Annotated in this window: 25 protein-coding genes; 13 read left to right on the top strand and 12 right to left on the bottom strand. The window is 68.0% G+C overall.

Going from position 1 to position 26,349, the window contains the following annotated elements:
- The first annotated feature begins 20 nt into the window (after positions 1 to 20).
- The 3 genes from G1H10_RS24945 to G1H10_RS32545 are packed head-to-tail and all read left to right on the top strand — an operon-like array spanning position 21 to position 2,121.
- Entirely contained in the window at positions 21 to 1,541 is a 1,521-nt protein-coding gene (locus G1H10_RS24945; protein ID WP_163743079.1) for a sodium-dependent transporter, read from the top strand.
- Between the two features lie 9 nt (positions 1,542 to 1,550).
- A complete protein-coding gene (locus G1H10_RS34150; RefSeq protein ID WP_281354388.1) occupies positions 1,551 to 1,685 on the top strand; it encodes a hypothetical protein in 135 nt (44 codons plus the stop codon).
- 28 nt (positions 1,686 to 1,713) lie between these two features.
- The gene (locus G1H10_RS32545) at positions 1,714 to 2,121 is read left to right on the top strand and encodes a DUF5808 domain-containing protein (protein ID WP_216853636.1); all 408 of its coding nucleotides are present in this window, start codon (positions 1,714 to 1,716) and stop codon (positions 2,119 to 2,121) included.
- A 9-nt stretch (positions 2,122 to 2,130) separates the two neighbouring features.
- On the opposite strand, the gene G1H10_RS24935 is transcribed toward G1H10_RS32545, so the two are convergent.
- The 7 genes from G1H10_RS24935 to G1H10_RS24905 form a co-directional block, all read right to left on the bottom strand.
- The gene (locus G1H10_RS24935) at positions 2,131 to 3,132 is read right to left on the bottom strand and encodes a patatin-like phospholipase family protein (protein WP_163743077.1); all 1,002 of its coding nucleotides are present in this window, start codon (positions 3,130 to 3,132) and stop codon (positions 2,131 to 2,133) included.
- 58 nt (positions 3,133 to 3,190) lie between these two features.
- Complete coding sequence (locus tag G1H10_RS24930) at positions 3,191 to 4,570, bottom strand: FAD-binding oxidoreductase (RefSeq protein ID WP_163743075.1); 1,380 nt, start codon at positions 4,568 to 4,570, stop codon at positions 3,191 to 3,193.
- Positions 4,571 to 4,728: 158 nt separating this feature from the next.
- On the bottom strand, positions 4,729 to 5,946 hold the full coding sequence (locus tag G1H10_RS24925) for a CehA/McbA family metallohydrolase (RefSeq protein ID WP_216853635.1): 1,218 nt from the start codon (positions 5,944 to 5,946) through the stop codon (positions 4,729 to 4,731).
- 75 nt (positions 5,947 to 6,021) lie between these two features.
- Positions 6,022 to 7,131, bottom strand: a complete 1,110-nt coding sequence (locus tag G1H10_RS24920; protein WP_163743071.1) for an ABC transporter ATP-binding protein — start codon at positions 7,129 to 7,131, stop codon at positions 6,022 to 6,024.
- Entirely contained in the window at positions 7,131 to 8,012 is an 882-nt protein-coding gene (locus G1H10_RS24915; RefSeq protein ID WP_163743069.1) for a carbohydrate ABC transporter permease, read from the bottom strand. The genes G1H10_RS24920 and G1H10_RS24915 overlap by 1 nt, the downstream gene beginning before the upstream one ends.
- Positions 8,009 to 8,968 (bottom strand): carbohydrate ABC transporter permease, encoded by a 960-nt coding sequence (locus G1H10_RS34760; RefSeq protein ID WP_216853634.1) that lies wholly within the window; start codon positions 8,966 to 8,968, stop codon positions 8,009 to 8,011. Before G1H10_RS34760 ends, G1H10_RS24915 begins: the two co-directional genes overlap by 4 nt.
- Positions 8,946 to 10,364: an extracellular solute-binding protein gene (locus G1H10_RS24905; RefSeq protein ID WP_163743067.1), complete on the bottom strand. Its 1,419-nt coding sequence runs from the start codon at positions 10,362 to 10,364 to the stop codon at positions 8,946 to 8,948. The genes G1H10_RS34760 and G1H10_RS24905 overlap by 23 nt, the downstream gene beginning before the upstream one ends.
- A gap of 406 nt (positions 10,365 to 10,770) precedes the next feature.
- On the opposite strand from G1H10_RS24905, the gene G1H10_RS24900 reads away from it, so the two are divergent.
- From G1H10_RS24900 to G1H10_RS24885, 4 genes are all read left to right on the top strand, one after another.
- The gene (locus G1H10_RS24900; RefSeq protein ID WP_163743065.1) at positions 10,771 to 11,529 is read left to right on the top strand and encodes a GntR family transcriptional regulator; all 759 of its coding nucleotides are present in this window, start codon (positions 10,771 to 10,773) and stop codon (positions 11,527 to 11,529) included.
- Positions 11,530 to 11,698: 169 nt separating this feature from the next.
- Positions 11,699 to 13,264 (top strand): FAD-linked oxidase C-terminal domain-containing protein, encoded by a 1,566-nt coding sequence (locus G1H10_RS24895; RefSeq protein ID WP_163743063.1) that lies wholly within the window; start codon positions 11,699 to 11,701, stop codon positions 13,262 to 13,264.
- 6 nt (positions 13,265 to 13,270) lie between these two features.
- Positions 13,271 to 14,686, top strand: a complete 1,416-nt coding sequence (locus tag G1H10_RS24890; RefSeq protein WP_163743061.1) for an FAD-binding oxidoreductase — start codon at positions 13,271 to 13,273, stop codon at positions 14,684 to 14,686.
- A gap of 42 nt (positions 14,687 to 14,728) precedes the next feature.
- The gene (locus tag G1H10_RS24885; RefSeq protein WP_216853633.1) at positions 14,729 to 15,997 is read left to right on the top strand and encodes a (Fe-S)-binding protein; all 1,269 of its coding nucleotides are present in this window, start codon (positions 14,729 to 14,731) and stop codon (positions 15,995 to 15,997) included.
- Positions 15,998 to 16,015: 18 nt separating this feature from the next.
- Here G1H10_RS24885 and G1H10_RS24880 read toward each other — a convergent pair whose 3' ends face one another.
- The gene (locus G1H10_RS24880) at positions 16,016 to 16,837 is read right to left on the bottom strand and encodes a serine hydrolase domain-containing protein (RefSeq protein WP_163743059.1); all 822 of its coding nucleotides are present in this window, start codon (positions 16,835 to 16,837) and stop codon (positions 16,016 to 16,018) included.
- 111 nt (positions 16,838 to 16,948) lie between these two features.
- Complete coding sequence (locus tag G1H10_RS24875; RefSeq protein WP_163743057.1) at positions 16,949 to 19,009, bottom strand: M3 family metallopeptidase; 2,061 nt, start codon at positions 19,007 to 19,009, stop codon at positions 16,949 to 16,951.
- 266 nt (positions 19,010 to 19,275) lie between these two features.
- Here G1H10_RS24875 and G1H10_RS24870 point away from each other — a divergent pair, with 266 nt between their 5' ends.
- The 4 genes from G1H10_RS24870 to G1H10_RS24855 all read left to right on the top strand — a co-directional run bounded on the left by G1H10_RS24870 (position 19,276) and on the right by G1H10_RS24855 (position 23,069).
- Positions 19,276 to 19,770, top strand: a complete 495-nt coding sequence (locus tag G1H10_RS24870; protein ID WP_163743055.1) for a DUF3145 domain-containing protein — start codon at positions 19,276 to 19,278, stop codon at positions 19,768 to 19,770.
- A gap of 347 nt (positions 19,771 to 20,117) precedes the next feature.
- Positions 20,118 to 21,944 carry a metallophosphoesterase family protein gene (locus tag G1H10_RS24865; protein ID WP_163743054.1) on the top strand — a complete coding sequence of 609 codons (1,827 nt, stop codon included), beginning with the start codon at positions 20,118 to 20,120 and terminating at the stop codon, positions 21,942 to 21,944.
- 145 nt (positions 21,945 to 22,089) lie between these two features.
- Entirely contained in the window at positions 22,090 to 22,518 is a 429-nt protein-coding gene (locus tag G1H10_RS24860; RefSeq protein WP_163743052.1) for a PPOX class F420-dependent oxidoreductase, read from the top strand.
- 41 nt (positions 22,519 to 22,559) lie between these two features.
- Entirely contained in the window at positions 22,560 to 23,069 is a 510-nt protein-coding gene (locus G1H10_RS24855; RefSeq protein WP_163743050.1) for a DinB family protein, read from the top strand.
- Positions 23,070 to 23,076: 7 nt separating this feature from the next.
- Here G1H10_RS24855 and G1H10_RS24850 read toward each other — a convergent pair whose 3' ends face one another.
- Positions 23,077 to 23,763 (bottom strand): hypothetical protein, encoded by a 687-nt coding sequence (locus G1H10_RS24850; protein ID WP_163743048.1) that lies wholly within the window; start codon positions 23,761 to 23,763, stop codon positions 23,077 to 23,079.
- Between the two features lie 80 nt (positions 23,764 to 23,843).
- Positions 23,844 to 24,551, bottom strand: coding sequence for an RraA family protein (locus G1H10_RS24845; RefSeq protein ID WP_163743047.1), 708 nt, complete (start codon positions 24,549 to 24,551; stop codon positions 23,844 to 23,846).
- Positions 24,552 to 24,731: 180 nt separating this feature from the next.
- Between G1H10_RS24845 and G1H10_RS24840 the strand changes: the two genes are divergently transcribed.
- Positions 24,732 to 25,133, top strand: a complete 402-nt coding sequence (locus G1H10_RS24840; RefSeq protein ID WP_163743045.1) for an ArsR/SmtB family transcription factor — start codon at positions 24,732 to 24,734, stop codon at positions 25,131 to 25,133.
- Positions 25,130 to 25,777: an SRPBCC family protein gene (locus tag G1H10_RS24835; protein ID WP_163743043.1), complete on the top strand. Its 648-nt coding sequence runs from the start codon at positions 25,130 to 25,132 to the stop codon at positions 25,775 to 25,777. The genes G1H10_RS24840 and G1H10_RS24835 overlap by 4 nt, the downstream gene beginning before the upstream one ends.
- 42 nt (positions 25,778 to 25,819) lie before the next feature.
- Here the strand turns inward: G1H10_RS24835 and G1H10_RS24830 are convergent, their stop codons facing one another.
- The gene (locus G1H10_RS24830; protein ID WP_163743041.1) at positions 25,820 to 26,332 is read right to left on the bottom strand and encodes a pyridoxamine 5'-phosphate oxidase family protein; all 513 of its coding nucleotides are present in this window, start codon (positions 26,330 to 26,332) and stop codon (positions 25,820 to 25,822) included.
- Positions 26,333 to 26,349: the final 17 nt, after the last annotated feature.

The raw sequence follows: 26,349 nt of genomic DNA, 5'->3' as shown, positions 1-26,349 counted from the left end.
CGACACGAGCGAGGTTCGTCATGGCCACGCAGAACAGTTCCTCGGGCTCCCGAGAGGTATTCGCGAGCAGGTTCACCTTCGTCGCCGCCGCGATCGGCATGGCTGTCGGCACGGGTAACATCTGGCGGTTCCCACGTGTGGCCGGCGAGCAGGGCGGCGGCGCATTCCTGGTCGCTCTGGTCGTCGCGAACCTGGTGTGGGCGATCCCGATTCTCATGTCGGAATCACTGCTCGGATCGAGGTCCCGCCTCGGCACCGTCGGTGCGTTCCGCGACTTCATGGGCCGCAAGTTCGCCTGGATGGGCGGATTCATGGGGTTCGTCACCATCGGCATCATGTTCTATTACTCGGTCGTCTGCGGCTGGGCCATCCGCTACTTCGTGTACGCCATCACGGGGCGGTTCGAGAGCGGTGCGGACACCGAGGGCATATGGGACGGTTTCACGACCACGCCATGGCAGACCATCCTGTTCCACGCCATCGCCATCGGCACCGTCGGCCTCATCGTCTATCGCGGCCTGAAACGCGGTTTCGAGGCGATCCTCAAGTTCGCCATCCCGTTGCTCTTCGTGTTCCTGGTGATACTGGCCATCCGGGCCATGACGCTGTCGGGGGCGTCCGAGGGCTTGCGTTACCTGTTCGTGCCCGACTGGGGCTCCATGGGGGACGCGCGGATGTGGCTGGAGGCGTTCACCCAGATGGCCTTCTCGACCGGGGCCGGCTGGGGGCTGTACCTGACGTACTCGGTATACCTGCGACGCCGCGAGGACTTCGCGCTGAACGCCACCACCATCTGCGCGGGCAACCTGCTCGCCTCATTGCTGGCGGGCACGGCGGTGCTGGGCACGATCTTCGCGCTGCGCACCCAGAGCTTCGCTGAGGAAGCCGCCGCATCGGGGAACGAGGGACTGGCGTTCATCTTCTTCGCCGAGCTGTTCGGCGAGATGCCCGGCGGCCGCTGGTTCTTCGCGCCGCTGTTCTTCCTGGCCCTGGCGATGGCGGGCATATCCAGCCTGATCGCGATGATGGAGCTGGCCACCCGCAACGTCGAAGACATGGGCCTTCCGCGCCGGCGTGCGGTGCCGTGGATCGTCGGCGTCGCGTTCCTTGCCGGCATCCCGTCGGCCATCAGCCTGGACTTCCTGTCCAACCAGGACTTCGTCTGGGGCGTCGGCCTGTTGATCGGCGGCCTGTTCTCCGCCGTCGCCATGATGAAGTACGGCGTGAACCGGGCGCGGGCAGAGCTCGACACGGTGAGCGACTTCCGCGTCACGTGGTGGTGGACCGGGCTGATCCGGATCTTCCCGGCCGTCTTCGTCGCCCTGTTCGGCTGGTGGATCTGGCGCACCGTCGACGAGTTCGCGCCGGACACCTGGTGGGACCCGTTCGAACCGTTCAGCCTGATGACCATGGTGGCGCAGTGGGCGGCGTTGTTCGTCGTCATGTTCGCGCTGAACAACGTGCTCAGCAGGCAGGTGTCGGCGGGACCGATGACGCCACCTGGCGGTCCTGGCACGGTCGAGACCAGGCGTGAGGGGTGAGGAGCAGCCATGGACGTCGTCATATGGACGCTGATCTTCCTCGGCGGTGACCTGCTCATCCTGATCTTCTTGTTGTCGTGGGCGGTCAAGAAGGATCGGGAGAAGGCGAGGCTCGCGGAGGGCGAGGACGGCGCGGTCGAGTAGGGCGAGCGCGCGGCGTACCGTGATGAGTATGGACAAGGGCAGGACACTGGTGACCCTCGGCGCGGCCGGCCTGGTGGCGGCAGCGGTGGCGGCGGAGCTGCGCAAGCCGGCGGACGAGCGAACGTGGGAGGGCGCTGTGGGCGGGTTGGTGCCCTACGACTTCCGCCCGCCGACGATGCAGCGCGTCCGCGAGCGCATGTGGGCACCGGACGACCCGGCGATCTTCACCCCGCACGTCTTCGGGGTGGGATGGTCGGGTGAACGTCGGCCGGATCGCGCGCAGGCTCGGGCTTGCGTAAGCCGGACCGTCGTCCACGGACGCCGGTTGAACCCGGTCGGACGACCATGTGTCACCTTGCTGTCGCTCCCACGACAGCAAGGTGACTTGCGGCCTGACGACATCAGGGTGAGATGCGGCCTCATAACGGTGAGGTGAGGCGTTGCCTCACGCCGGCGTGGTGGGACGGAGCCGGTAGCGTTCGAGGTACTCCTCGAAGTTCCAGCCGGGGCGGCCGTCCGTGCCGTCGAGGAAGGACTCGGCCGCCCGCCGGCCGTTGTCGAAGAGCTGCTGCTGAGTGGACCGGTCGAGGTCGAAGTCGGTGGCTTTCACCTTCATGGTGTCGATGAACATGGTGCGGGCGAGGACGTCGGCCCGCTCCAGATGGATGCGATCGTAGAACCCGGTCATCGTGTCCAGCATCGCCTTGCTCATGGAGAGCGTCCCGGTGATCCGGTGCCGTTGGCCCAGGGCCGCGTCCGCACGCACCGACAGCTTGATCCCGAACGTCGGCCAGCGGGGCGTGCGGTCATCGCGCCGGTCGAAGACGGCGACCGGGAAGTTCGACAACATGCCGCCGTCAACCAGCCAGCTGTCCGTGTTGAGCTGCCGATCACGCAGCTTGGCCGCGCGGAAGTAGTACGGGATCGACATGGACGCCCGCACGGCATCGGCGACCTCCACGTCGTCGGCCTTCATCCCGTACCGGTCATACTCCCAGGGGAGGCGGCGCAGCTCGCCCTGGGAGACGTCGGACGCCATGACCACCAGGCGGAAATCCTCCTCCGGAGGAAGCGAGGTGCCCGGGTCGTCGCCGCGCAGGTCGGCGAAGGTACGCACCTCGTGCTCGGCGAGCAGGTCACCGAGCCAGCCGCGCGCGTACTCGCCGCGATAGATACCGCTGGTGGTGAGGATGGACAGGACCTGGCCGGGGATGCCGAGGCGGGTCAGCAGATTGCCGTCCCGGAAGCGCCGGTAGTCCAGCTCCTGCATGATCTCGCGCAGGCGGCCGGCCCCGACGCCGGCGGCGACGAGGGACCCGACGATCGCCCCGGCCGACGTGCCGGCGACGCGGTGGAACCGGTAGCCACGCTCCTCCAGCTCTGAGATCGCGCCGACCAGCGCGATGCCCTTGACCCCGCCGCCTTCCAGCACCAGATCCGCGTCCATGGTCCTCGCCTGTCCACGTTGCCCGGGTGTCGTTCCGAACAGCGTATCCAAGGTTGCGCTACGGCGTCGTGATGTTCTGGTTCACCCGGAACAGGTTCTCCGGATCGTAGGTGCCCTTCACCTCGACGAGTCGCGGATAGTTGTCTCCGTACGTCGCCCTGATGCGCTCGTCGCCTTCCTCCATCATGAAGTTCACGTAGGCGCCGCCCATCGTGTACGGATGCACGGCCTCCCAGTACGCCCGTGCCCAGCCGGTGATCGTCTCGGCGTTGGCGGGATCCGGGTCGATGCCGGCGATCACCATGGACCAGGTGGCCGAGCGATAGTTCCACGCTGTGGCGCCCGGCTCCACGCCGTGCACCGCGCCGTCGATCGGATAGAGATGCATCAAGGACAGCTCGCTCGGCGCCTGGGCGGCGTTCTCGAGATGGGCGTCGATGGCCGCATCAGGCAACTCCTTGACGAAGTCCCCCTTCCAGTACCACTGCAACCCTGGTGGCAGCAGCGGATCGAACAGGCTCTGCAACGCCGGGAACGGCATGGCGGCCATGCCGTCCAGGATCGGCGGCGGCAATGCGTTGCGGATCGGCTTCATCGCCGCCTCGGCGTCGTCGGCGGTGCCGTTGTAGCAGGAGATCAGCGCGCAGATGCGCTGCCCCCACAGCGCCGGCGGGAAGGGATCTGTCGACGGAACCGTCTTGAGCCCGAGGAACGGGCAGAATTCTTCCGGCGCGTGCGGGAGGAACTCCCGATACCACTGCATGATCTGCCGCGCGTCATCCTGGCTCCAGAACAGCGGGCCGCCGTAGACGGTGCCGACCGGATGCGCCTGGAATGTGAAGCTCGTGACGACGCCGAAGTTGCCACCGCCGCCGCGCAGCGCCCAGAACAGGTCCTCGTGCTGCGACTCGTTCGCCGTGACGAAACTGCCGTCGGCGAGGACGACATCCGCCTCCAGCAGGTTGTCGATCGTGAGGCCGTGCTGGCGGCTGAGGTAGCCGGTGCCGCCGCCGAGGGTGAGGCCGGCGACCCCCGTCGTCGAGACGATCCCGGCGGGCACGGCCAGCCCGAACGCGTGGGCGGCATGATCGACGTCGCCTTGCGTGCATCCCGGCTCCACCCGCACGGTCCGGCGTTCCGGATCGACACGGATGCCTTTCATCCGGGACAGGTCGATCACCAGGCCGTCATCGCAGCTGCCGAGGCCGGGGCCGTTGTGCCCGCCGCCCCGGATAGCGATGAGCAGGTCATGTTCGCGGCCATAGTTGACCGCGTTGATGACGTCGGCGACGTCCACGCACCGGGCGATCATCTGCGGGTGCTTGTCGATCATGCCGTTGTACAGCTGCCGGGCGCGGTCGTACTCATCGTCGGACCGGCCGACGAGCTCCCCGCGCAGGCTGTCCGCGAATCCGTTCAGCATGGTTGGATCCGTCATGTCCGTCCCCCCAAGAATGGCGTGCGGGGCCAACGAGCTCGCAGGCCCTCGCGCTCTACTGTCTCGGCGACGGCACCAGACGGGGTCAAGAGTGAGTAAAGGCGTGTCCGGCGCCGCCACGGTATACGCGCGACGACGGCGGCCGCCTTACGAGTCGCCTATCCAGTGATCGCGACGACGGCGGCGTCGGGGGTCTCCAGGCGGTGTGGCCCAGGCGCCGCCGGGAACCGGGCCACCTCGCCGCGGACCACGCGCCGGCGACCCTCGACGTCCACCAGCACCGTGCCGTCGGCGCCGAGCGCCACGAACTCGTCGTCGACGCGGAGCAGGACCGGTGCGTCCCGCCGCTGCGCGACCGCGGTCCGGCCCGCGCGCAGCCCGTCGAGCACCAGCTCGAACGGTGGTGTCACACCGTCGGAGGGACTCCATTCCACCGCCACCCAGGTGACCGGGACGCCGAGGGCGCGGCCCTGCTCAGGGCTGTGGAAGTCGCTGCCGCCGATCGGTATGGTGTCCCAGCCCCACGCGTTCCACCAGGCCAAAGGCCCCGACCAGCGGGTGTCCAGCCAGGTCCAGTGCCAGATCTCGGCCAGCGGCGGGTGCTGGGTGAGTACATGGTGCCAGGCGCAGTCGGCGGCAAGCGGATGGTTGATCGACAGAAGTCCGCCGTGCTCGGCAACGTGCGATACCCATGTCTGCGGCGGCTTGCGGAAGTCGACCCACGGAATCTCGCCGAACGCGTTGGCATGGCCGCGATCGGTGGTCACCTCCTGCCCGGGCACGAGTGTGACGCCGTAGCCGGCACCGATCTTGCCGAGGCCGTCGTGGTGGCTCACGGTGTTGTGGTCGGTCACCGCCAGCACGTCGAGGCCGACCTCGGCGGCGAGCGCCGCCAGTTGCGCTCGGCCGAGCGACCCGTCGGAGTGCAGCGTGTGCGCATGGAAGTCGCAGGCTACCCAGGTGAGGCCGGCGTCGGCGGGCAGCGGGCGACGCGGGGGCCGCTGTGGTGCGGGCGGCGGAGCCGGCTCCATCTCGGCAGGGCCGGTCGCCGGCACGTCGATCTCGACGACGACGTCCGCCCCGTCGGCCGGGACGCGGTGCAGGCCTAACACGACAGACCACACACCCGGTTCGAGCTCGCCGGGCAGGTATCCGGGCGTCGCCGAGTCCGCCGCGATGACGAACCGGGAGCGTGCGCCGCCGGACCAGCCGCGGAATCCGGCGGCACCGAGGCAGCCCAGGTCAACCACGCCGCGAGCGCGGTCATAGGCGAGCCGCACCTCCACCGACGGCGTCCCCGGTCGGACCTCGAACGGCACTTCGAGATACGGCGACGTCGCACGGTCGTATGGCGTCAGTTTCCGTTCAACTCGCATCGCCGTCTCCATGATTGCCGTGGATTACTGGGGCCAGAACCCCAGTAATCCACGGCGACGTTCGTACATGGGCTGTCACGAGGCGGCGAGGTGGTCCGGCTGGCGAGCGTCTGAGCTGATCAGCTGCTCGGACGTCGCGTCGAACAGAAGCGTGCGGTCTCGCCGCGCAACGACCCATCCCTTGGTGCCCACCGCCGGCTCGTCGTCCTCGTCGACGATCACCTGGATGAGCGTCTCGTCGGCTTCGACGGTGAGCAGCGCGGACGCGCCCAGATTCTCCGCGATCGTCACCGTGCCCTCGATCGCGTCGTCGGCAGACGTCGGCGACCACTGCAGGTACTCCGGCCGGGCACCCCAGATGACCTCGTCGCCGTCGGCCACGACGCCCTCGGCCGTCGCCGGTACCGGCACCAAGGCTCCGGCCACCCGTACCCGTCCGTCGGCGACCTTCGCCGCGTGCAGGTTCATCGGCGTCGACCCGACGAATCCGGCGACGAACGTGTTGGACGGCTGCGCGAACACCTCGCGAGGGCTGCCGATCTGCTGGATCTGGCCGGCCTTCATGATGGCGATGCGGTCGGCGAGCGCGAGCGCCTCGGCCTGGTCGTGGGTGACGAAGACCGTCGTGACGCCGAGTTCGTGCTGCAGCCGCTTCAGGAACGTGCGCGCCTCCAGCCGTAGCCGGGCGTCCAGGTTGGACAGCGGCTCGTCGAACAGGAAGACCTGCGGGTTGCTCGCCACGGCGCGGGCGAGCGCAACGCGCTGCTGCTGGCCGCCCGAGAGTTGTCCCGGGCGCCGGTCGAGCAGGCCTTGCAGCGCCAGTCCGTCGGCGGTCTCCTGCGCGGTCTGCAGCCGCGAACCCTTCGGCACCTTCTGAATCTTCAGCGGGTAAGCGATGTTGTCCGCCACGGACATGTGCGGGAACAGCGCGTAGTCCTGGAAGACCATCGCGATGTTGCGGTCCCCGGGTGGAAGAGTGGTGACGTCGCGGTCGCCGATGAACAGTTGCCCCTCGGTGGCCGCTTCCAGCCCGGCGATCGTCCGCAGCAGCGTCGTCTTTCCGCATCCGGAGGGCCCGAGCAGCGCGAAGAATTCACCGTCTTCGATGGTGAGGTCCAGGCCGTCGACCGCGCGGACGCCGCCGGCGAACTCCTTGACCAGCTTGGACGTGATGATCGCTGCCATCAGCTCTTGATACCTCCATAGAAGCGGAACCCGTAGCGCCGGTTCACGAACAGATACAGCAGCACGACGGGGATGGAGAACAACAGGGAGAACGCGGAGATCAGCGCCAGGTTCGGTTGCCCGCCCTCGGTGTAGAAGGTGAACATGACCACCGCGGCCGGGAAGTTGTCCGGGGAGCGCAGCAGGATGAACGGCACCAGGAAGTTGCCCCACACCTGAACGACGCCCCACACCGCGATCGTCGCCAGCCCGGGCCGCGCGATCGGGACGACGACGTGCCGCAACACCTGCAGCGACGACGCGCCGTACACCCGGGCGGACTCCTCGTAGGACTTGGGCGTGTTGTCCATGAAGTCCTTGAGGATGAAGATCGCCGCCGGCAGCAGCCCGCCGGCCATCACCAGCACCACCGCCAGGTGGGTGTCGATCAGCTTGAGCTCGGTGATCAGCACGAACGTCGGCACCATCGCGGCCGTGCCGGTGACGATCGAGGACAGCAGCAGCAGCGAGTAGAGCAGCACGTCCCGGCCCGGAATGCGGACCCGGGACAGCGCGTACGACGCCAGCGCCGCCAGCACCAGGACGATCGCCATGGTGGCCAGCGAGATGATCACCGAGTTCCCCAGCGAGCGCAGCGCGTAGGGGTTGTCCAGCAGGACCTCGAAGTTGCGCAGCGTGAACTCCGGCACCGACAGCCGCAGCGCCGGAGCCCGGTCGAACGGCGCGCTGACCAGCCAGAGCACCGGGAGGGCGAAGAACGCGATGACGAAGCTGATGAACACGTAGCGCCCGATCCGGCCCAGGGCGGCACGGACGAACGCACCGTTCGCGCCTCGGCCGGTGGTCGGTGGCGCGGCGGGTGGCTCCACGGTGGTGGTCATGATTGACGTCGCTCCCGGAGTACACGCAGGTAGATCAGCGCGATGGCGAGGTTGATGATGATCATGATCAGCGAGAACGCGGCACCCTTGCCCAGCTCGCCGGTCTGCAGCGCGAGCCGGTAGATGAGCACCGGGAAGATCTCGGTCTCTTGACCGGGCCCGCCACCGGTGAGCAGGAACGGCGCGAACACGTTGAACGTCCAGAGAGTGACCAGCAGCAACACCGTCAGGATGTGGCCCCGGATGTTCGGGAAGACGACGTCGCGCAGGGTCGCCCAGGTGCGCGCCCCGGACATCTTCGCCGTCTCGATCTGCGACGGCGGGATCGACGCGAGCGCGGAGCTGAACAGCAGCATCGAGAACGCGGTGCCGTTGAAGATGTTGAACGCGATGATCGATTGCATCGGGTACTCGAGCAGCCAGGCGGTGTCCTCGGTCCCGAGGATCGCGTTCAGCGTGCCGCTGCGCCGATCGAGCAGTACCAGCCACAGCCACGCGATCACCGAGGCCGGCAGGATCCACGCGATGAGGACCAGGGTCTCCACCAGGCCGCGGATCAGCTTGGTGGTGTTGCGCATCAGCCAGGCGATGATGAAGCCGAGCACCATCTGCCCGGCGATGGCCGATCCGATGACGAAGACGAACGTCCGGTACAGCGAACCGAGGAACCGGTCGTCGCTGAGCGCGTCGACGTAGTTGTCCAGGCCGACGAACTCGGGTTCGGCGGCGGCGAGACCGGTCAGCCGCCAGTTCGTGACGCCCAGGTAGAGCGTCCAGAGCGCGGGGAAGACCAGGAACACGCCGATCAGGACCAGCGCCGGCGCCACGAACGCCGACGCTCGGGCGCGCCCGAGTCCGGCGGCGTCCACGTCGTCCGGGCGCCGGACAGGCCGCTGGGGCCTCTCGTCGTCGAGAGGCCCCAGAGCGGATGGATCAGTCGGCGATGTTCTCGGCACCGACGATCCCTTCGAGCGTGGACTGGTACTGGGCCGCAGCGTCGGCCGGGGACATCCCGGTGACGACGGCCTCGGTGGCCTCCTGCAGCGCGATCGACACCTGCGGGTACGCCTCCAGGCCGGGCCGGTAGGCGGTGATCGGCAGCACCTCGTCGGCGATGAACCGGATCATCTCGTCGGTGATGATCTCGTCGTTGACGTCCGTGCGTGCGGTGATCCGCGGGTCGTCGGCGTGGCGCTCCATCAGGGCCTCCGGCGACTCCATGAAGGCCATCAGATCCCAGGCGTGCTCCGGGTGCTCGGTGTTCGGGTTGAGCACGTGGCCACCGCCGCCGGACATGCTGACGAAGTCCTGGCCGTTGATGCCGGCTCCAGGCTCCATCGCCGGGATCATGGCCCAGCCGACCACCTCGTCGCGGTTCTCCATCGGAGCGAGATCAGACGTCGGGTTGATCACCGAGCGCCAGAAGTAGTCGCCCTCGAGGAGCATGCCGATGCTGCCCTCGGAGAACTGGAGGAACGAGTTGTCCCGGCCCGCTGCCTCCTGCTGGAGGAGCGGATCGCCGAGTTCTTCCTCGCCGTAGATGGTGGCGTAGAGATCCAGCACCTGCTGGACCTGCTCCGAACCGCCGAGCCACATGTCGTCCTGCCAGATGTTCGCGCCGGTGCCGACCAGCAGCGGAAGGAATCCCTGCATGGTGGTGGCCTCGCCCATGTTGACGCCGCCGTTGAGCTGGATGGGGATCACGCCGTCGATCTCCTTGAGCGCGCGGGCGGCCTCGAGGATCTCCTCCCAGCTGGTGGGCTGCCATTCCTCCGGAAGGCCCGCTTCGGCGAAGAGTTCCTTGTTGTAGTAGATGACGCGGCCGTCGGTGCCGCCGGGGATGCCGTAGAGCTGGCCGTCGAACGTCATGTTCTGCTGGACGGCCTCGGGGATCTGTTCCCAGCCGTCCCACGAGGTCGCGTCCGGGTGGACCTCCTCCAGCGGTGCGATGTAGCCGGCCTGGGCGAACTCGCCGACCCAGATGCCGTCCAGGCTGAGCACGTCGGCGCCCTCGCCGGTGGACAGGTCGAGGGCCATCGCGGTCTTGTAATCCTCGTCGTCGGAGCCGGCGCCCTCGAAGTTGACGGTGACATCGACACCTTCTTCGGCTTTCATCGCCTCGAACTCGGGGATGAGCCAATCCTCGATGAACTCGGCGGCTTCGGTGTTCTTGCCGCCGCGGATGGCGTTCTCGGACAGGGTCAGGGTGATCTGACCGCCGTCGCCATCTTGTTGGCCCTCGCCGTTGCCGTTGTCCGGCGAGTCGTCGTCATCGCCGCCACATGCGGCCAGGACGAGTGCGGGAATGAGTAGGGCCGCGGCGATGCTACCGCGCCTGACGTGGGTCTTCATCCGTCCTCCAACTGCCGTTGAGAGTCGTTGGGTTCATACGTATTGATGGATACCTGCGGGTGTCGCGTGTGAGGATGTCATGACGTATAGGCCGTTTCAGTGGGCGTCAGGTAGCCGGCACGGCAACGGCGGCAGAACACTGATCGTCGGCATCATGGCCGGTCAGGCAGACATGTGGGCTCGTCATCGAACCTCCAGCGACGTGCATGCCCGGTCGACGGTACGTCCCGGCACCGGGGTGGGTATCGGCTGCTGTCAGGTTGTCACGATCTCTTAACCTTGGCTAGACCAATGCACAAGGTTGGTCGAATTGTGACCCGCGCGCTGCACTGCGGTGCGCGGGGCTGCGTTGACCTCGATGTTCTAACATACTGATGTCTGTATCCACGGGAGACGAGGTGACCGGATGGCCGAGAGCATCCCGCAGTTGGTGGTCGACCGCACCAGCCCGGTGCCGCTGTACTTCCAGGTCGCGCAGCATCTTGAGCAGCTGATCGAGACGGGCGTCTACCCGCCGGGAACCCGGTTGGACAACGAGATCCTGCTTGCCGATCAGCTTGGACTGTCGCGGCCGACCATGCGCCGGGCGATCGAGTATCTGGTCGATCGCGGACTGCTGGTGCGCAAGCGTGGCGTCGGGACACAAGTGGTCCAACCCAAGGTGCGGCGTCCGGTGGAGTTGTCCAGCCTCTTCGACGACCTACGCGCCTCTGGGCGGGAGCCGCGGACCGAGGTGCTCAGGTTCGATATCGAGGCCCCGTCGGAGAACGTGGCGGAGAAGCTCGGTGTGCCGACCGACAGCGAGGTCTACGTGATCGAGCGGCTGCGCTACACCGGCGACGAGCCGCTGTCGATCATGCACAATTACATCCCGCGCGAACAGCTGCCGCTCAGCCGTGAGGCGCTGGCGGAGCAGGGGCTGTACGACCTGATCCGCGCCGCGGGCATCAGCCTGAAGATCGCCACGCAGTCGATCGGCGGGCGAGCGGCGCGCGCGGCGGAGGCCCGGCTGCTGGACGAGAAGGCGGGCGCGCCGCTGCTGACGATGAACCGGATCGCCTACGATGACGCCGGCCGCGCCATCGAGTACGGATCCCACATCTACCGCGCCTCCCGCTACACCTTCGACCTCACCCACCCCCCCGGCTGCCCACCCCGAAAATGATCAGGTGAAGTGGGTTTTCTCGCGCACCCCCATGTCTGCAGGCATGGTAGGGCACGAGAAAACCCACTTCACATGATCATTTAGGACTCGCGGGGACGGGCGTGACGTGGGGGTAGGGTGGCGTCGTTACCATGGCTGTCATCGAAGCGACCCGGGAGTGGGTGCCGCGATGCCGGAACTGCGACGACGCAACCGCCGCGACGGCGCCGGACGTGGGCGAGCCTGGCGCGGAGGCGACGGGCCGCGGGGCGACGGTGCGCCACCGCCCGATGCGCTGCCGCCGGATATCGCCGCGCTCGCGGCGGAACTCCGCCCCGTTCTCGGCGACGACGGCCTGATCACCGAACTTTCCCGACGACGCACGTACGAGTCGGACGGCCTGGCCGCCTACCGCAGCGTGCCGGCAATGGTCGCGTTGCCGGCCAGCACCGACGAGGTCGTCCAGGTGGTGCGGGCCTGCGCGGAGCGCGGAATCCCGCTGGTACCGCGCGGAGCGGGCACCGGACTGTCCGGCGGCGCACTGCCCCATCCCGACGGCGTGCTGATCGGCCTGTCCCGGATGCGCCGGATCCTCGACGTGGATGTGGCCAACCAGCGGATCACCGTCGAGCCTGGCGTCACGAACGCCGCCGTCAGCCGAGCCGTCGCCGAGCACAATCTCTACTACGCGCCGGATCCGTCGAGCCAGATCGTCTGCTCCATCGGCGGCAACGTCGCGGAGAACTCCGGCGGCGCACACTGCCTGAAGTACGGCTTCACCACCAACCACGTGCTCGGCTGCGAGCTGGTGCTGCCCAGCGGCGAGCTGGTCGAGGTGGGAGCGACGACGCTCGACCCGCCCGGGTATGACCTGCGCGGGCTGCTGATCGGGTCGGAGGGGACCCTGGGCGTGGTCACCAAGGTGACGTTGCGGCTACTGCGGCGCCCGGAGTCGGTGCACACCCTGGTGGCTGATTTCGACTCGCCCGCGTCGGCCGGGGACGCGGTCAGCGCGATCATCGCCGCCGGGATCGTGCCCGCCGCCGTCGAGATGATGGACAACCTCGCCATCCGGGCATCCGAAGAGGACGCCGCGGCCGGGTTCACCCTCGACGCCGGCGCGGCGCTGATCGTCGAGCTGGACGGCCCGGACGCGGAATGCGACGCGGCGTTCGCCGAGGTGGTGGCGCTGTGTCAGGAAGCAGGCTCGTCGAACATCCGCATCGCCGACGACGCGGACGAGCGGGCGCGCATCTGGCGCGGGCGCAAAGCGGCGTTCGCGGCGATGGGCCGGCTGGCGCCGGACTACCTCGTGCAGGACGGCGTCATCCCGCGCACCCGCCTGGGGGAGTGCCTGGCCCGGATCGCCGAGATGGCCGCCGAGGCAGACCTGCGGGTGGCCAACGTCTTCCATGCCGGCGACGGCAACCTGCACCCGCTCGTGCTCTTCGACAGCACCCGGCCGGGGGAGTCCGAGCGCGCCGAGTCGCTCTCCACCCGGATCGCGGAGCTGTGCGTCTCCTTCGGCGGGTCGCTGTCCGGCGAACACGGCATCGGTGCCGACAAGGCCTGCTCGATGCCGAAGATGTTCGGCGAAGACGACCTGGCCGTCATGGACCGGGTCCGCGCCGCGTTCGACCCCGACGGCCGCTGCAACCCGGACAAGGTGTTGCCGACTCCGCGCCTGTGCGGTGAGCGACCCGGCCCGTACCGGCCGCATCCGCTCGAGGCCGCCGGCGTCATCGAGCGGATGTGAACTGCCATGTCGACGGAGCTGCCGGCTCAGCCGTCGATGACGACGACGGACGAGCACCCGACGGACGAGCACCCGGTGGAACGCATTGGGCTCATCGACTTGGCCGCGGTGCACCGTCCGACCGAGCTGGCGGAGGCCCGCACCGCAGTGCTGGCGGCCCGGGAGTCGGGTCGTAACCTCCTGATACACGGCGGCGGCACCAAGCTGGCCTGGGGAAACCTCCCTTGGCGTGGACAAGCCGGCGCATCGTCGCCCGCGCGCCCGTGGGACGTCATCGATACCCGCAGCCTGAACCGGTTGATCCACCATGAGCCGGGGGATATGACGGCGATCGTGCAGGCGGGGATGCCCCTCCCGCGGCTGCGAAAGCAGCTGGCGGACGCGGGGCAGCAGCTCGCCGTCGACCCGCCGATGCGCCGGTGGGTTCCGGGCGCCGCCGACGTGACGGTGGGCGGCGTCTACGTCGCCAACGACGCCGGGCCGCGACGGTTCTCCTACGGCGGCATCCGGGACCTGGTGATCGGGACGACGGTCGTGCTCGCCGACGGGACGGTCAGCCGCAGCGGCGGTACCGTGATCAAGAACGTGGCCGGCTACGACCTGGGCAAGCTATGGTGCGGCTCACTCGGCACCCTCGGCTTGGTGACGGAGCTGACCCTCCGGCTGCATCCGTTGCCGGAGGCGACTCGGACACTGCTCATCCCCGCGTCGGCGGCGCGCGCGTCGTCGTTCGTCGTCGATCTACTCGCCAGCCCGGTGGAATGCGCGGCCATCGAATGGTCCGGCTCCGTGATCATGAACACTAACCGTGCACATAGAACGGTAAGTGTTCATGATCATGGGAGTGGGGCGCTTCTCGTCGCGCTCGAGGGCCGAGCGGCCGGGTTGAGCCGGCGGGTCGATCAGCTGGCTGAGCTTGTCGCCCGGCACGACCTGAGCGCGGAGCCCGTCGACGACGACGGCGATGGCGAGGTATGGGACGCCTGGCGCGAGGCGCACGCAGGGAAAGGGCCCGGCTGCACCGTGGCACGCGCCGCGACGCTGCCGAGTCAACTCGCGGATGCGGTCAGCGCGTTGGACGCCGCCCTGGGTGATGCAGCGCTGCGCGGTGCCGTACAGACGGCAGCGGATGGTGCGCCGGAGGTGAGTATCCACAGCCATGCCGGGCTCGGATTGCATGACGCCGTTCTCTCCGGCGGGGACGTGGCGTCGCACGCGGCCATCGTGCGTGCATGGCGCGAGCGGATCGGTGCCGTGGGTGGCACGGTCACCGTCCGCGACCGCCCCGTCGGCCTCGACGACCACGTCGATCCATGGGACCAGCTCGGCAGCGCACCGCTGCTGGGCCTGTCACGTGCGGTCAAGCGGTCGCTGGATCCGGACGGGCGGTTCGCGCCGGGCCGGTTTGCCGGCGGCATCTAGGAACACCGGCATCGAGGACACCGGAACGGGAGGCGTCGACAGGTGGACCGAGAACTGATCGACGATTGCGTGCACTGCGGGTTCTGCCTGCCGGCCTGCCCCACGTACAACCTGTGGGGCGAGGAGATGGACTCGCCACGCGGGCGGATCCACCTGATGAAGACGGCCGTCGAGGGCAGCTCGCCGATCGACGCCACCTGGGTCGGCCACCTCGATGCCTGCCTCGGCTGCATGGCGTGCGTGCCGGCATGCCCGTCCGGTGTCAAATACGACCAGCTCATCGAGTCGGCGCGGGCCACCATCGAGCGGGACTACCGCCGGCCCTGGCGGGATCGCGCGTTCCGCTCGATGATCTTCCGCGCGTTCCCGGGGCGCCGCCGACTGCGTGCGGCCGCACTGGTGGGCTGGGTGTATCAGCGGCTCGGGATCGCGCGCGTGGTGCGTCGCAGCCGCATCCTGGACCGCCTGCCGGCGCGGCTGCGTGCGGTGGAGTCGGTGCTGCCGCGGATCACCTGGGCGGCTGTGACCCGGCGGACGGCCACCCGGACACCGCCCGAGGGTGCGCGCCGGCTCCGGGTCGGTCTGCTGACCGGCTGCGTTCAGGAGGTGTTCTTCGGCGACGTGAATGAGGCCACCGTGCGGGTGCTGGCGGCGGAGGGGTGCGAGGTGCTGGCTCCCTCGGCGCAGGGATGCTGCGGGGCGCTGGAGCTGCACGGCGGCCGGGAGGCGTCAGCCCTGGACCGTGCGCGTGCCGTCGTGGACATCTTCGCCCGGCTGGAGTTGGACGCGATCGTGGTCACGGCGGCGGGGTGCGGTTCGGCGATGAAGGACTACGACAGGCTCCTCGCCGACGATCCGCGCTACGCTGAGCGGGCGGCGGCGGTGGCTTCGAAAGTGCGGGACGTCACCGAGGTGCTGGCGGAGCTGGAGCCGCGCCGTCCCTACGCTCGGCTGGACTTGGCGGTCGCGTATCACGACGCGTGTCACCTGGCGAACGCCCAGCGGGTGCGGGCGGCGCCGCGCACCGTGCTCGGCCGGATCCCGGGCATCGAGCTGCGTCCCGTCGTCGACGACGGTCTGTGTTGCGGCTCGGCGGGGATCTACAACCTGGTCGAGCCGGAGCCGGCCGCCGAACTCGGTCGTCGCAAGGCGCAGGCGCTGGCGACGACCGGGGCGGACGTCGTCGTCACCACCAATCCGGGATGCGCGTTGCAGATCGGCCGTGAGCTGGATCTCCCGGTGGTGCACCCGGTGCAGCTGCTCGCGTCGGCCCTCTCTGCCCAGAGTGATGAACAGAAACCGTTCACATAGCACGGAAAGTGTTCATGATCATGGGGAGGTGAGGACGGCGTCGGAGAGGGGCGGCCAGGCCTCGATCGCCCAGTCGCCGAAGTCGCGATCGGTCAGTACGACGCAGGCGAGTCCGGCGCCGGAGCGGGCCTCGGGATCTACCCAGAGGAACGTGCCGGACTGCCCGAAATGTCCGTAGGTCGCCGGCGAGTTCTGGGCCCCGGTCCAGTGCGGGCTCTTGTGGTCCCGGATCTCGAAGCCGAGGCCCCAATCGTTCGGGTCTTGGCGACCGTAGCCGGGAAGAACCCCGGCGAGACCGGGGAACGCCACCGTGGTGGCGGTCGCCACCGTGCTCGGGTCTAGCAGGCTCGGGCGTTGCAGCTCCGCGGCGAAGCGGACCAAGTCGTTGACGGTGGACGACGCGCCATGCCCCGGCGAACCCTCGAACACGGTCGACGCCATGCCGAGCGGCGTGAGCAGGCCCTCGCGGACGTAGTCGGCGAAATCGATGCCTGACCGCTTGGCCAGCTCGTCCGCCAGCTGCTCGTAACCGGCGCTGGAGTACACCCGACGATTGCCGACCGGCGCGATGGTGGTGTGGTCGTTCAGGTTCAACCCGGAGGTGTGCGCCAGCAGATGCCGGATGGTGGAGCCCTCCGGCCCCGCCGGGTCGTCAAGCTCGGCGACGCCCTCCTCCACGGCGAGCAGCGCGGCGTACGCGGTCAGCAGCTTGGTCACCGAGGCCAGCTTGAACACCCGGTCACCGTCGCCGTGGCTGTCGAGGACGGTGCCGTCCGCGGCCACCACCGCCGCGGCGGCGTTGTCCACGGGCCACTGCTCGATCATCCGTAGGCTCTCCACGCTTTACGACCCTACCCGGCCCGCTCCGCAGATCATCAACCGTCCATCCCGCTGTGGCAAGCGACGGTTGATGATCATGGGGGAGCTGGCATGGGGAGGGTCGTGGGCGGGTCAGGAGGCGAGGCCGCGGCGGGTGAGCAGCGGCTCGATCTGCGGGTCGCGGCCGCGGAACTCGCGGAACGCCTGCATCTCATCCATGCTGCCGCCTCGGGAGAGCAGCGTACGGCGGAAGTGGTCGCCGTTCTCCCGGGTGAGGCCGCCGTTCTCGGTGAACCAATCGACGGTGTCGGCGTCGAGCACCTCGCTCCAGATGTAGGAGTAGTAGCCGGCGCTGTAGCCGCCCGCGAACACGTGCGCGAAGTACGTCGTCCGGTAACGTGGCGGCACTGCCGCCACCGCGACGCCCGCCCGCTCCAGCGCGTCCGCCTCGAAGCGGGTGATGCGCTGCGTGGTCTCGGCGTCATCGGGGAAGAGGCTCCGCGCGTCCTCGGTGCTCAGCTCATGCCAGGCCAGATCCAGCAGCGACGCGGCCAGGTATTCGGTGGTCTTGAAGCCCTCACCCCAGATCTGGGACTCGCGCAACCGGTCGACCACCTCCTGCGCCAGCGGCTCACCGGTCTGGTAATGCCGGGCGTAATTCGCCAGCACCTCGGGCCACACCGCCCACATCTCGTTCACCTGGGACGGGAACTCGACGAAGTCACGCTGAACGCTGGTACCGGAGAACTTCGGATACCGCACGTCGGACAGCAGTCCGTGCAATGCGTGACCGAACTCGTGGAACAACGTGGTGACCTCGTCGAACGTCAGCAGTGTCGGCTCGCCGGCGGGTGGCCTGCTGATGTTCAGGTTGTTGATCACCACCGGCTTGGTGTCCAGCAGCGCGGACTGGTCGACGAACGAGTTCATCCACGCGCCGCCGCGCTTGGAATCGCGTGTGTAGAAGTCGCCGATGAACAGGCCCACCCCGGACCCGTCGGCATCGGTGACCTCGAAGACGCGGGCCTCCGGGTGGTAGCCGACCAGGTCCGTGCGCTCGGCGAAACTCAGGCCGTACAGGCGGTTCGCGGCATAGAAGACGCCGTCGTGCAGGACACGCTCCAGTTCGAAGTACGGGCGCAGCGCCGCCGCATCCACCTGGTACTTCGCTTGCTTGACCCGCTCGGAGTAGAACGACCAGTCCCAGGGTTCGAGCTGGAACTCGTCACCGATCGACTCCTGCAGTGCGGCGGCCTCCGCGTGCGCATTGGCGACGGCGGCGGGGGTGAGCTTGTCCAGCATCTCGTGCACGGCGGCCGGAGACCCCGCGGTGCTGTCTTCCAGCACGTACGCCGCGTGGTGCGGATGGCCGAGCAGCGCGGCCCGCTCGGCGCGCAGTGCCACGATCCGCGCCACGGTCTCCGCCGTGTTGTGCTCATTGGCGTTCGCGCCACGCTGGATCGAGGCCACGTGGATACGTTCCCGCAGGGGCCGGTCGGTCAGCGAGGAAAGTACCGGTTGGTTGCTGGGCAGGATCAGGGTGAGCACGTACGAGCCCGGAAGGTCGCGTTCCCGGGCCGCTTCGGCCGCGGCCGCGACCGCATCCGGGGAGAGCCCGGCCAGCTGGGACTCGTCGTCGACGACGACGGCGGAGGCGTTCGTGTCCGCCAGGAGCTTGTTCTGAAACGTCGTGGACAGCGCCGAGAGCTCCTCGTTGATCTCCCGCAGGCGCTCCTGCTGCTGTGGCCGCAGGGCCGCACCGGCACGGACGAAGTCGAGGTGATAGCGCTCCAGCAGCCGCCGCGACTCCGGGTCGAGATCGGGGTCGGCGTCGTAGACGGCCTTGACTCGCGCATAGAGCTCTGCGTTGAGGTAGATCGCGTCTTCGTGCGCGGCCAATTTCGGAGCGATCTCGCCCTGGATCTCCTGGATCGTGTCGTTCGCGTCCGCCGAGGCCTGATTGAAGAAGACCGCCGATACCCGGCGCAACGTCTCCCCGGTGCGTTCCAGCGCCACGATGGTGTTCTCGAACGTCGGGGCGTCGGGGTTCGCGACGATCTCATCGATCTCTGCCCGCTGCTCTGCCATGCCCCGCTCAAACGCCGGGCGGTAATGCGACTCGTCGATCCGCTCGAACGGCGGCAACTGGTAGGGCAGGTCGCTGGGGGAGAGGAACGGGTTCTCGGACGACATGAGCAGGGTCACTCCTCGTACAGGCTGATGGCGCCTGGGGTGTGGCGCGGTGTTGCGCACTACCTTGCCATGCGGGCTCGTGTGCATGCGCGGCTGGTGATGATTCGTGCGCCCGGCCGGTCTCGCGCGCGCCGACACGCCACGCGGGCGGTGGGTATGCGTGGCATCCTCGCACGCGATCATGCACAATAGGACCGTCGCTTGATCCTGAAAGTGATGAGAAGAGGTCGCAGGGGAAGGCGTCCCTCGACTCACAGGAGGATCTGGTGACGACACGTGGCGTCCTGTACGTCCACGCCGCAACGCCGGCGTTGTGCCCGCATGTTGAATGGGCCGCCGCCGGTGTACTTGGTGTGCGCGTGAGCCTGGAATGGACACCGCAGCCTGCTCAGCCCGGCGCCTACCGGGCCGAGCTCTCATGGCAGGGTGAGCCCGGCACGAGCTCGCGGATCGCGTCCGCGTTGCGCGGTTGGTTGCACTTGCGGTTCGAGGTGACCGAAGAGCCGAGCCCCGGCAACGAAGGCGCGCGGTACGCCTATACGCCGAGCCTGGGCATTTTCCATGCTGTGACGGGCGTGCACGGCGACATCATGATTCCGGAGGACCGGATCAAGGCCGCCGTGGTCAAGGCGACCGAGGGCGAGATCTCGCTGGAAGAGGAGCTCCGTCGGCTGGTCGGCAAGCCATGGGACGACGAGCTCGAACCCTTTCGGTACGCGGGTGACGGAGCGCCGGTCCGGTGGCTCCACCAGGTGGTCTGAGAAAACTTGAGTCAAGGGCTTCACAGGCCGTCCTGTCACGTGTATGGTCACATCCAGATAACGCGCCTTTGTTCGTGGCCGCTCCGGCACCGGTGATTTCCCCGGCCCGGTGATCCGGGAGACAGCGGCCTCACCATGTGAATGGGCCCGGCTCCCCAGGAGGGTTGAGCCGGGCTCGTTTCATTCCAGCCGGCGGTTCGTTCGCGGGCCGCGGCCGCTAGCCCGTGCCGGCGTCGCACATCCGCAACCTGGCCGTTCGCCCCGGTTCACCAGCGATGGGCAGCGCAGTTCACGGGCGGAGCAGCAGGATGATCCGCGTCGCTTCCATCCTCTCCAGGAGTGTCTTCATGGCTGCGCGTCTCCTTGTCCTGTCCCTGTCCGCGCTGTCGCTCGTCGTCGTGACGGCGGTGGGGCAGGCGGACGGCTCTGATGCTGCAGCGGTACCCGCCTCCGCCGCGCGGGAGCTGCTGACCGAGCCGTACCTTCAACTGCCGGAAGAAGACTCGGTCAACGTCACGTGGATGACCGAGTTCGAGGGCCGCTCGCACGTCGTGCTCGTCGGCGAAAGGGTCGATGAACTGAACTCGGGGCAGCTCCGTGCCGCCGCCGGCGGTGCCCGGATTTCCGGCATCGACGTGTTCCCCGCCGACACGGCCAAACTGTCGCAGATGGCGGAGGACGCCGCGTCTGCCATCCCCGACGCTCCCGACGAGGTCACGCCTCGGGACGTCTACCGGCACGAGGCGACGGTCACCGGTCTCGAACCGGGCGTGCGCATCCCCTACCGAGTCGTCTCGCTGGCGCGCACCCGCCCGGTTGCGTCGGATACCTACACGCTGACGCCGAGCCCGCGGAACGGCGACGACCTGAAGATCCTGCTCACCAGCGACCATCAGCTCAAGGCGAACACCCCGGCGAACCTGCAGCAGGTAGCGGAGACCGTCGGCCAGGTGGACGCGGTGTTCCTCGCCGGAGATCTGGTGAACGTCCCTGACCGGGCGTCGGAGTGGTTCGACGACCAGCGTGGCTTCGCGTTCTTCCCGGCGCTGCAGGGACGGGCGTCATACGAGGCCAACGGCGTGGAGTACGCCGGTGCGGAGATCATCCAGAACGCACCGCTGTTTCCCGCCGTCGGCAACCACGAGGTGATGGGCCGCGCCGGTCGTGGTTCGCTCAACGAGTCGTTCAACTCGCCCGTTCCGCGGGCAGTGGCCGAGGCCGAATACGCCAGGATCGCCGACGAGATCAACCCGACCGGTGACGAGCGGCTGAAAGAGCAGTGGATCACCGACAACTCGTTCAACACAACCAGCTACGAAGAACTGTTCACGCTCCCGGACTCGTCGCCGGGCGGGGAGCGGTACTACGCGACCACCGTCGGCGACGTGCGGCTGATCTCCCTGTACTCCACCCGGATCTGGCGCAGTCCGAACATCGCCGCCGACCAGAGCAGTTGGGACAGGACGCGCTTCACCGAGGCGCCGCACACGCTCGACGACCCGCTGGCCCAAGGGTGGGGATCGCACATCTTCGAAGAGATCGGTGTCGGGAGCGAGCAGTACGAGTGGCTGCGCGCGGAGCTGGCCGGCTCGGAGTTCCGGGACGCCGAGTACGCCGTCGTGATGCTGCATGAGGGGCCGCACGGCCTGGGCGACAACATGTCGCCGCCGTTCACGGATCCGGTGCGGATCGAGGAGGTGGGCGAGAACGGCGAGCCACGGGTGCGCTACGAGTACCCCAAGGAGGACAACTACCTGACCCGTGACGTCGCTCCGCTGTTGGAGGAGGCCGGGGTGAACTTGGTCCTCAACGGTCACTCGCACCTGTGGAACCGTTTCGTCGCACCGTCCGGCACCAACTACCTGGAGACGTCGAACGTCGGCAACTCCTACGGCGCTTACCATCCGCTCTCCGGCCTTTCGCGGCCGGTGCCGCCGGCGCCGTGGAACGCGGACAACTACTCCGCGCAGGGCAACCCGGGCGGATTGGAGCCGGTGGTGCCGAGCGTGCACGCGCTGACCAACGACGACGGCGCGTCACTGCCGTTCGCCGCCGGCAACGAGTTCACCGTCTTCTCGATCCTGGACACCGGTGCCGGCGAGGTGGTCAGCTACCTGTACGACCTGCGGACGCCCGAGGCCGCACCGGTCGTGATGGACCGCTTCAAGCTCTAGGCACGGGCGCCGCCCTGGCTCGAACACGTCACGCAACGCTTGGGTGTCGATATGGGCGCTATCCATTCGTGTAGGTGGTGAGAACAGTCCGCGACCGGTGGATCCTCGTCCGGATCCACCGGTTCCACCCGCACAGGAGGCACCCGTGTCGTTCACTGATGAAGAGATCGCCGATCTACGGTCCCAGCCGCTCGCCAGATTCGCCACCGTCGACGACGACGGGCAGCCGGACGTCGTACCGGTGGCCTTCGAGTTCGACGGGACACACTTCTGGGTCGGAGGCACAGGTTCGGCCGTCGTCAATACCCGTAAGTTCCGCAACGTGCTGGCCGGAAACACGAAGGTCGCGCTGGTCGTCGACGACATGGTGTCGTTCGAGCCGTTCATTACCCGCAGTATCCGGGTGTACGGGCGGGCCGATGGTCCGATCGACCGGGTCGGCATGGTGGGCCCGGGCACGTTCCTGCGCATCACGCCGACCACGTCATGGAGCTGGAACATGGCCGGTGAACCATGCGGCGACACCTGGTGCGCGGCACGGCGCGCGGAACACCCCGAGTCGCCGACGGGATAAATCACGTGTGCGGACTGGCGTGATCGAGTAGCGTCGGCCGCGTGATTCCACCTCGTGTCCGGCCACCCTTCGAAGCGGATGAGCGGTCTCAGCTCGTGGGCTGGCTTGACATGCAACGAGCGATCATCCACTGGAAGTGCGACGGGCTCTCCGACAGCGACGCGCATCGCTCGGTGCTCCCGACGTCGCCGTTGATGACGATGGCGGGCATCGTGTCGCATATGCGTTGGGTGGAGCAGACGTGGTTCGAGGTAGTACTGCTCGGCCGCCCGGCGGAAGGGCCGCAGTTCCAGGAACCCGAGGACGCGGACATGATGGTCCACGGTGTGCCGCTGGCCAAGCTTCTGGACGAGTACGGGCGCCAGTGTGCGACGTCGAACGAGATCATCGCCGCCCGCTCGCTCGATGAGGTCGGCGCACATCCCGACTTCCGGGTCTCTGCCGCCAGCCTGCGATGGATTCTGATGCACATGATCGAAGAGACCGCCCGGCACGCTGGCCATATGGACACTATCCGGGAGCTTCTCGACGGATCGAAGGGATACTACTGAGCTGAAATCAGGGCTCGTAGAGGTCGAATGTCACGGCCTGGATGTCCCCGGAAGTATCCAGGTAGAGATCGACGGAGAACCAGAACACGCAGCTCCCGATAGAGCCGTGGGCGGGCTGGACGGAGACCCGCCGCAACGACGCGACCGACGCGGGTGGCGGAACGGGCAGGGACGCACAATGCGCGTGCTCACCGACTGACACCTGCAGGTCGTTGCTCATCCGCAATGGAGGATCGACGGCAGCCGCGATGTGTTCCCGGATGATCCGTATCGGCGAGAACGGACCGGTGTGCGCGCGGAACGTCTCTCGATCGACGACCCAGGACTTCTCGTCAGCGAGACCGTCGACGGCCACCGTTGTGCTCATTTCGTCGCCCAGTCCGAGCCGGACACCATCGGAGACGAAGGGCAGGCGCTGCGCACGGCGTGGCGTGGGTTCCACCATGAATGCGACGAAGTCTTCCATCAACGCCACGTCGTCGTCGGAGACCTCCGAGGCATGTCCGGGATCCGGCGTGACCGTCCACGCCGGTGATCCGGTGTCCGTAGGGGCTGCTGAGCTGGTGGCAGCGGCGGCGGATTCGGCCACAGCAGACGCCGTCCCGAGCGGCTGCCGCGTGGTTGCCTCACCGCTGCAGCCGGCGAGAACCATCGCAATGCCGAGCGCCATCGCGCAACGGCTCGCACCGGTCATGGATACCCTCTCTTTGGTCCGTGGTCTGTGACGACGACGCGCGAATCCGGTGAGAGGTTGACCGACGAGCGTACGGCCTATTATTCCTCGATGGCGCCGCCCACGTTGCGGAGATGTTCCCGGAAGGTCAGGGCCGGCTGCTCTCGTCGTCGCTGGAGATACGTGGCGAACCCCAACTGATCGCGCAGCGTTTCGCCGGCGCGGATCCGTTCGGCTTGGCGTCGTTCGGTATCGCGGATGGACTCGGCGAGGGTGAGAAGCCGATCGACCTCTGCCGCGGGCGCGAAGATCACGCCGTCGTCGTCGCCGAAGACGATGTCGGCCTGGCCGACCGTCCATTCGCCGACGCTCGCCGACTCCAGCGCGTCGTCGGGCCGGGGGTCGAGGCGCTGCGGCCCGGTAGAGAGCGAGCCGACACTGAAGACGGGCAGTCCAATGGCTTGAATGTCGACGGTGTCGCGATGCAGACCCCAGATCACCACGCCTTGCAGGCCGGCTGCCTGCGCTTCGAGCACCGCCAGGTCTCCGACGCAGCTCTCGTCCTCGCGTCCGCCGTTGTCCACGACGAGCACGTCGCCGGGGGTCGCGGACTCATACGCCTCGAGGAAGACGTCGACGCTGCCGACGTGCCGGGTGGGAAGCACCCGACCGGCCATCCGGCTGCCCGGCACGACCGCACGGACGCCCGCGGGGGCGCACCGGACGGGCACATGTGCGCGGATGCACGCGTCGGCGATGTGGGCTGTGGTGAGTTCGGCGAACCGCGTTCGTAACACCTCGGGATCCATGCTCGTCCTCTCACGTGCTCCGCGTGACGGGCGACGGTGGTGACGTACGCGCAGGTCACCGACCGACGTCGCGGGGTCTTGTTTTTGCTGACTCTAGTCAGGTAAATCCAACGGCGCCAGTGCCGCGTCGGCAAGTGTATTAGCATTGACTTATATAAGCAGCAGCTGTACATTGTTGCCGTGCACGCGTTCGATGTCCTCGGGGATCCGGTCCGGAGGCGGATCTTGGAACTGCTCGCCGACGGCGAAATGAGCTCCGGGGCGGTGTGCGCCGTCATCCAGGAGGAATTCGGCATCACGCAGCCTGCAGTTTCGCAACACCTGAAAGTGCTGCGCGAAGGCGGGTTCACCACGGTCCGACCCGAAGGCACGCGCAGGCTGTACGCGGTCAACGCTGAGCCGTTGCGTGAGGTGGACGGCTGGCTCGACCATTTCCGCCGGTTCTGGACGCCTCCGCTGATGGCGCTGGAGACCGAGTTGGCGCGCGGCCGACGCGAGCAGCGACGGCGTGCACGGTCCGCCGAACCACAGGAACCACCTGAATCACACGAACCACACGGAGAAACTGGGAGACCATCATGATCGCTGTTATCGAGCAGATCAACGCCGTCCGTCGCGAGGTGGGCCGCCGCACCCTGGAGGCGGGCGAGGCGCGGACGACCACCATCAGCCAGACCTACGACGCGCAGCTCGAGGAGGTCTGGGACGCGTGCACGAACGCCGAGCGCATCCCGCGGTGGTTCATGCCGATCTCGGGTGACCTGCGGTTGAACGGGCATTACCAGCTCGAAGGTAACGCCGGCGGCACGATCGAACGCTGCGATCCGCCGCACAGCTTCGCCGCCACCTGGGAGTACGGTGGCGAGGTCAGCTGGATCGAGGTGCGGTTCATCCGGGAGAGCGACGACCGGACCCGCTTCGAGCTCGAACACGTCGCTCACGTCGACGACGATCGATGGGCCCAGTTCGGGCCGGGGGCGGTCGGTGTCGGCTGGGATCTCGCACTGACCGGGCTTTCGCTCCACCTGGCGACCGGGGAAGCAGTGAATTCGCCGGAGCACATGGCCTGGACGGAGTCCGACGACGGGCGCCGGTTCATGACCTTGAGCAGTGAGCGGTGGCGCGACGCCAGTATCGCCGCTGGTGAGGACGCCGCTGCCGCGGAAGCCGCTGCTCAGCGAACCACTGCTTTCTACACCGGCGCGGAAGACGCGAGCACAACCTGAAGCGGAACCGGACCACGCGAGCGTGCGTGGGCCGTCGGCGGGTCAGAAGCGGTAGCGGGTCTGGCCGTATGGCGATTTGGCGAACGCGAACGCCGCGTTGGCACGTATGCCGAATACCCACGCGTGGCCGGCGCCGCTGGAGTGGTGGAAGCCGCCGTCGTGGACATCGAAGCGCCAACCCTCGCCGTACTTGGCGACCCAGGCGTCAGCCAGCCGCCGGAGCGTGCCGTCGTCGGTCACGCGCACGGCCGTACCTTCCAGCACCACGTCGGGCTCTCCGTCTTGGGTGTTGGTACCTGTGGTGAAAGCGACGTGCGGATTGTGCGCGAGGTTCAGCGCTTTGCGCTCCTCGGGCCCGGTGCAGAAGTACAACGTCTCGTCGGCCCATACGGCCAGCAGTGGCGTCACATGCGGCCGGCCGTCGGGTCGCACCGTGGAGATCCAGAACAGCTCGGCATCCTGGAGTCGGCGCCGGGTGTGCGCCCATGGAGTGGCCTGGGCGATGTCCTCGCTGAAACGCGTGTCGAGGGTGGTCTCCGGCTCCGTTTTGGTCATGTCGGTCGGTCCTTCCT

It is taken from the genome of Phytoactinopolyspora halotolerans (assembly GCF_010550675.1).
Classification (GTDB): Bacteria; Actinomycetota; Actinomycetes; order Jiangellales; family Jiangellaceae; genus Phytoactinopolyspora; species Phytoactinopolyspora halotolerans.
The sequence above is the reverse complement of the archived record's forward strand: the minus strand, read 5'-3'. Positions and strand labels throughout refer to the sequence as shown.

Excerpts from the sequence above, each read along its gene's own strand:
- G1H10_RS24905 (WP_163743067.1), bottom strand. The coding sequence starts at position 10,364 with ATGAAGACCCACGTCAGGCGCGGTAGCATCGCCGCGGCCCTACTCATT.
- G1H10_RS24920 (WP_163743071.1), bottom strand. The coding sequence starts at position 7,131 with ATGGCAGCGATCATCACGTCCAAGCTGGTCAAGGAGTTCGCCGGCGGC.
- G1H10_RS34150 (WP_281354388.1), top strand. The coding sequence starts at position 1,551 with ATGGACGTCGTCATATGGACGCTGATCTTCCTCGGCGGTGACCTGCTC.
- G1H10_RS24845 (WP_163743047.1), bottom strand. The coding sequence starts at position 24,551 with ATGGATCCCGAGGTGTTACGAACGCGGTTCGCCGAACTCACCACAGCC.
- G1H10_RS24830 (WP_163743041.1), bottom strand. The coding sequence starts at position 26,332 with ATGACCAAAACGGAGCCGGAGACCACCCTCGACACGCGTTTCAGCGAG.
- G1H10_RS24930 (WP_163743075.1), bottom strand. The coding sequence starts at position 4,570 with ATGACGGATCCAACCATGCTGAACGGATTCGCGGACAGCCTGCGCGGG.
- G1H10_RS24890 (WP_163743061.1), top strand. The coding sequence starts at position 13,271 with ATGTCGACGGAGCTGCCGGCTCAGCCGTCGATGACGACGACGGACGAG.
- G1H10_RS32545 (WP_216853636.1), top strand. The coding sequence starts at position 1,714 with ATGGACAAGGGCAGGACACTGGTGACCCTCGGCGCGGCCGGCCTGGTG.
- G1H10_RS24915 (WP_163743069.1), bottom strand. The coding sequence starts at position 8,012 with ATGACCACCACCGTGGAGCCACCCGCCGCGCCACCGACCACCGGCCGA.
- G1H10_RS24945 (WP_163743079.1), top strand. The coding sequence starts at position 21 with ATGGCCACGCAGAACAGTTCCTCGGGCTCCCGAGAGGTATTCGCGAGC.
- G1H10_RS24865 (WP_163743054.1), top strand. The coding sequence starts at position 20,118 with ATGGCTGCGCGTCTCCTTGTCCTGTCCCTGTCCGCGCTGTCGCTCGTC.
- G1H10_RS24875 (WP_163743057.1), bottom strand. The coding sequence starts at position 19,009 with ATGTCGTCCGAGAACCCGTTCCTCTCCCCCAGCGACCTGCCCTACCAG.
- G1H10_RS24895 (WP_163743063.1), top strand. The coding sequence starts at position 11,699 with ATGCCGGAACTGCGACGACGCAACCGCCGCGACGGCGCCGGACGTGGG.
- G1H10_RS24850 (WP_163743048.1), bottom strand. The coding sequence starts at position 23,763 with ATGACCGGTGCGAGCCGTTGCGCGATGGCGCTCGGCATTGCGATGGTT.
- G1H10_RS24900 (WP_163743065.1), top strand. The coding sequence starts at position 10,771 with ATGGCCGAGAGCATCCCGCAGTTGGTGGTCGACCGCACCAGCCCGGTG.
- G1H10_RS24935 (WP_163743077.1), bottom strand. The coding sequence starts at position 3,132 with ATGGACGCGGATCTGGTGCTGGAAGGCGGCGGGGTCAAGGGCATCGCG.
- G1H10_RS24835 (WP_163743043.1), top strand. The coding sequence starts at position 25,130 with ATGATCGCTGTTATCGAGCAGATCAACGCCGTCCGTCGCGAGGTGGGC.
- G1H10_RS24925 (WP_216853635.1), bottom strand. The coding sequence starts at position 5,946 with ATGCGAGTTGAACGGAAACTGACGCCATACGACCGTGCGACGTCGCCG.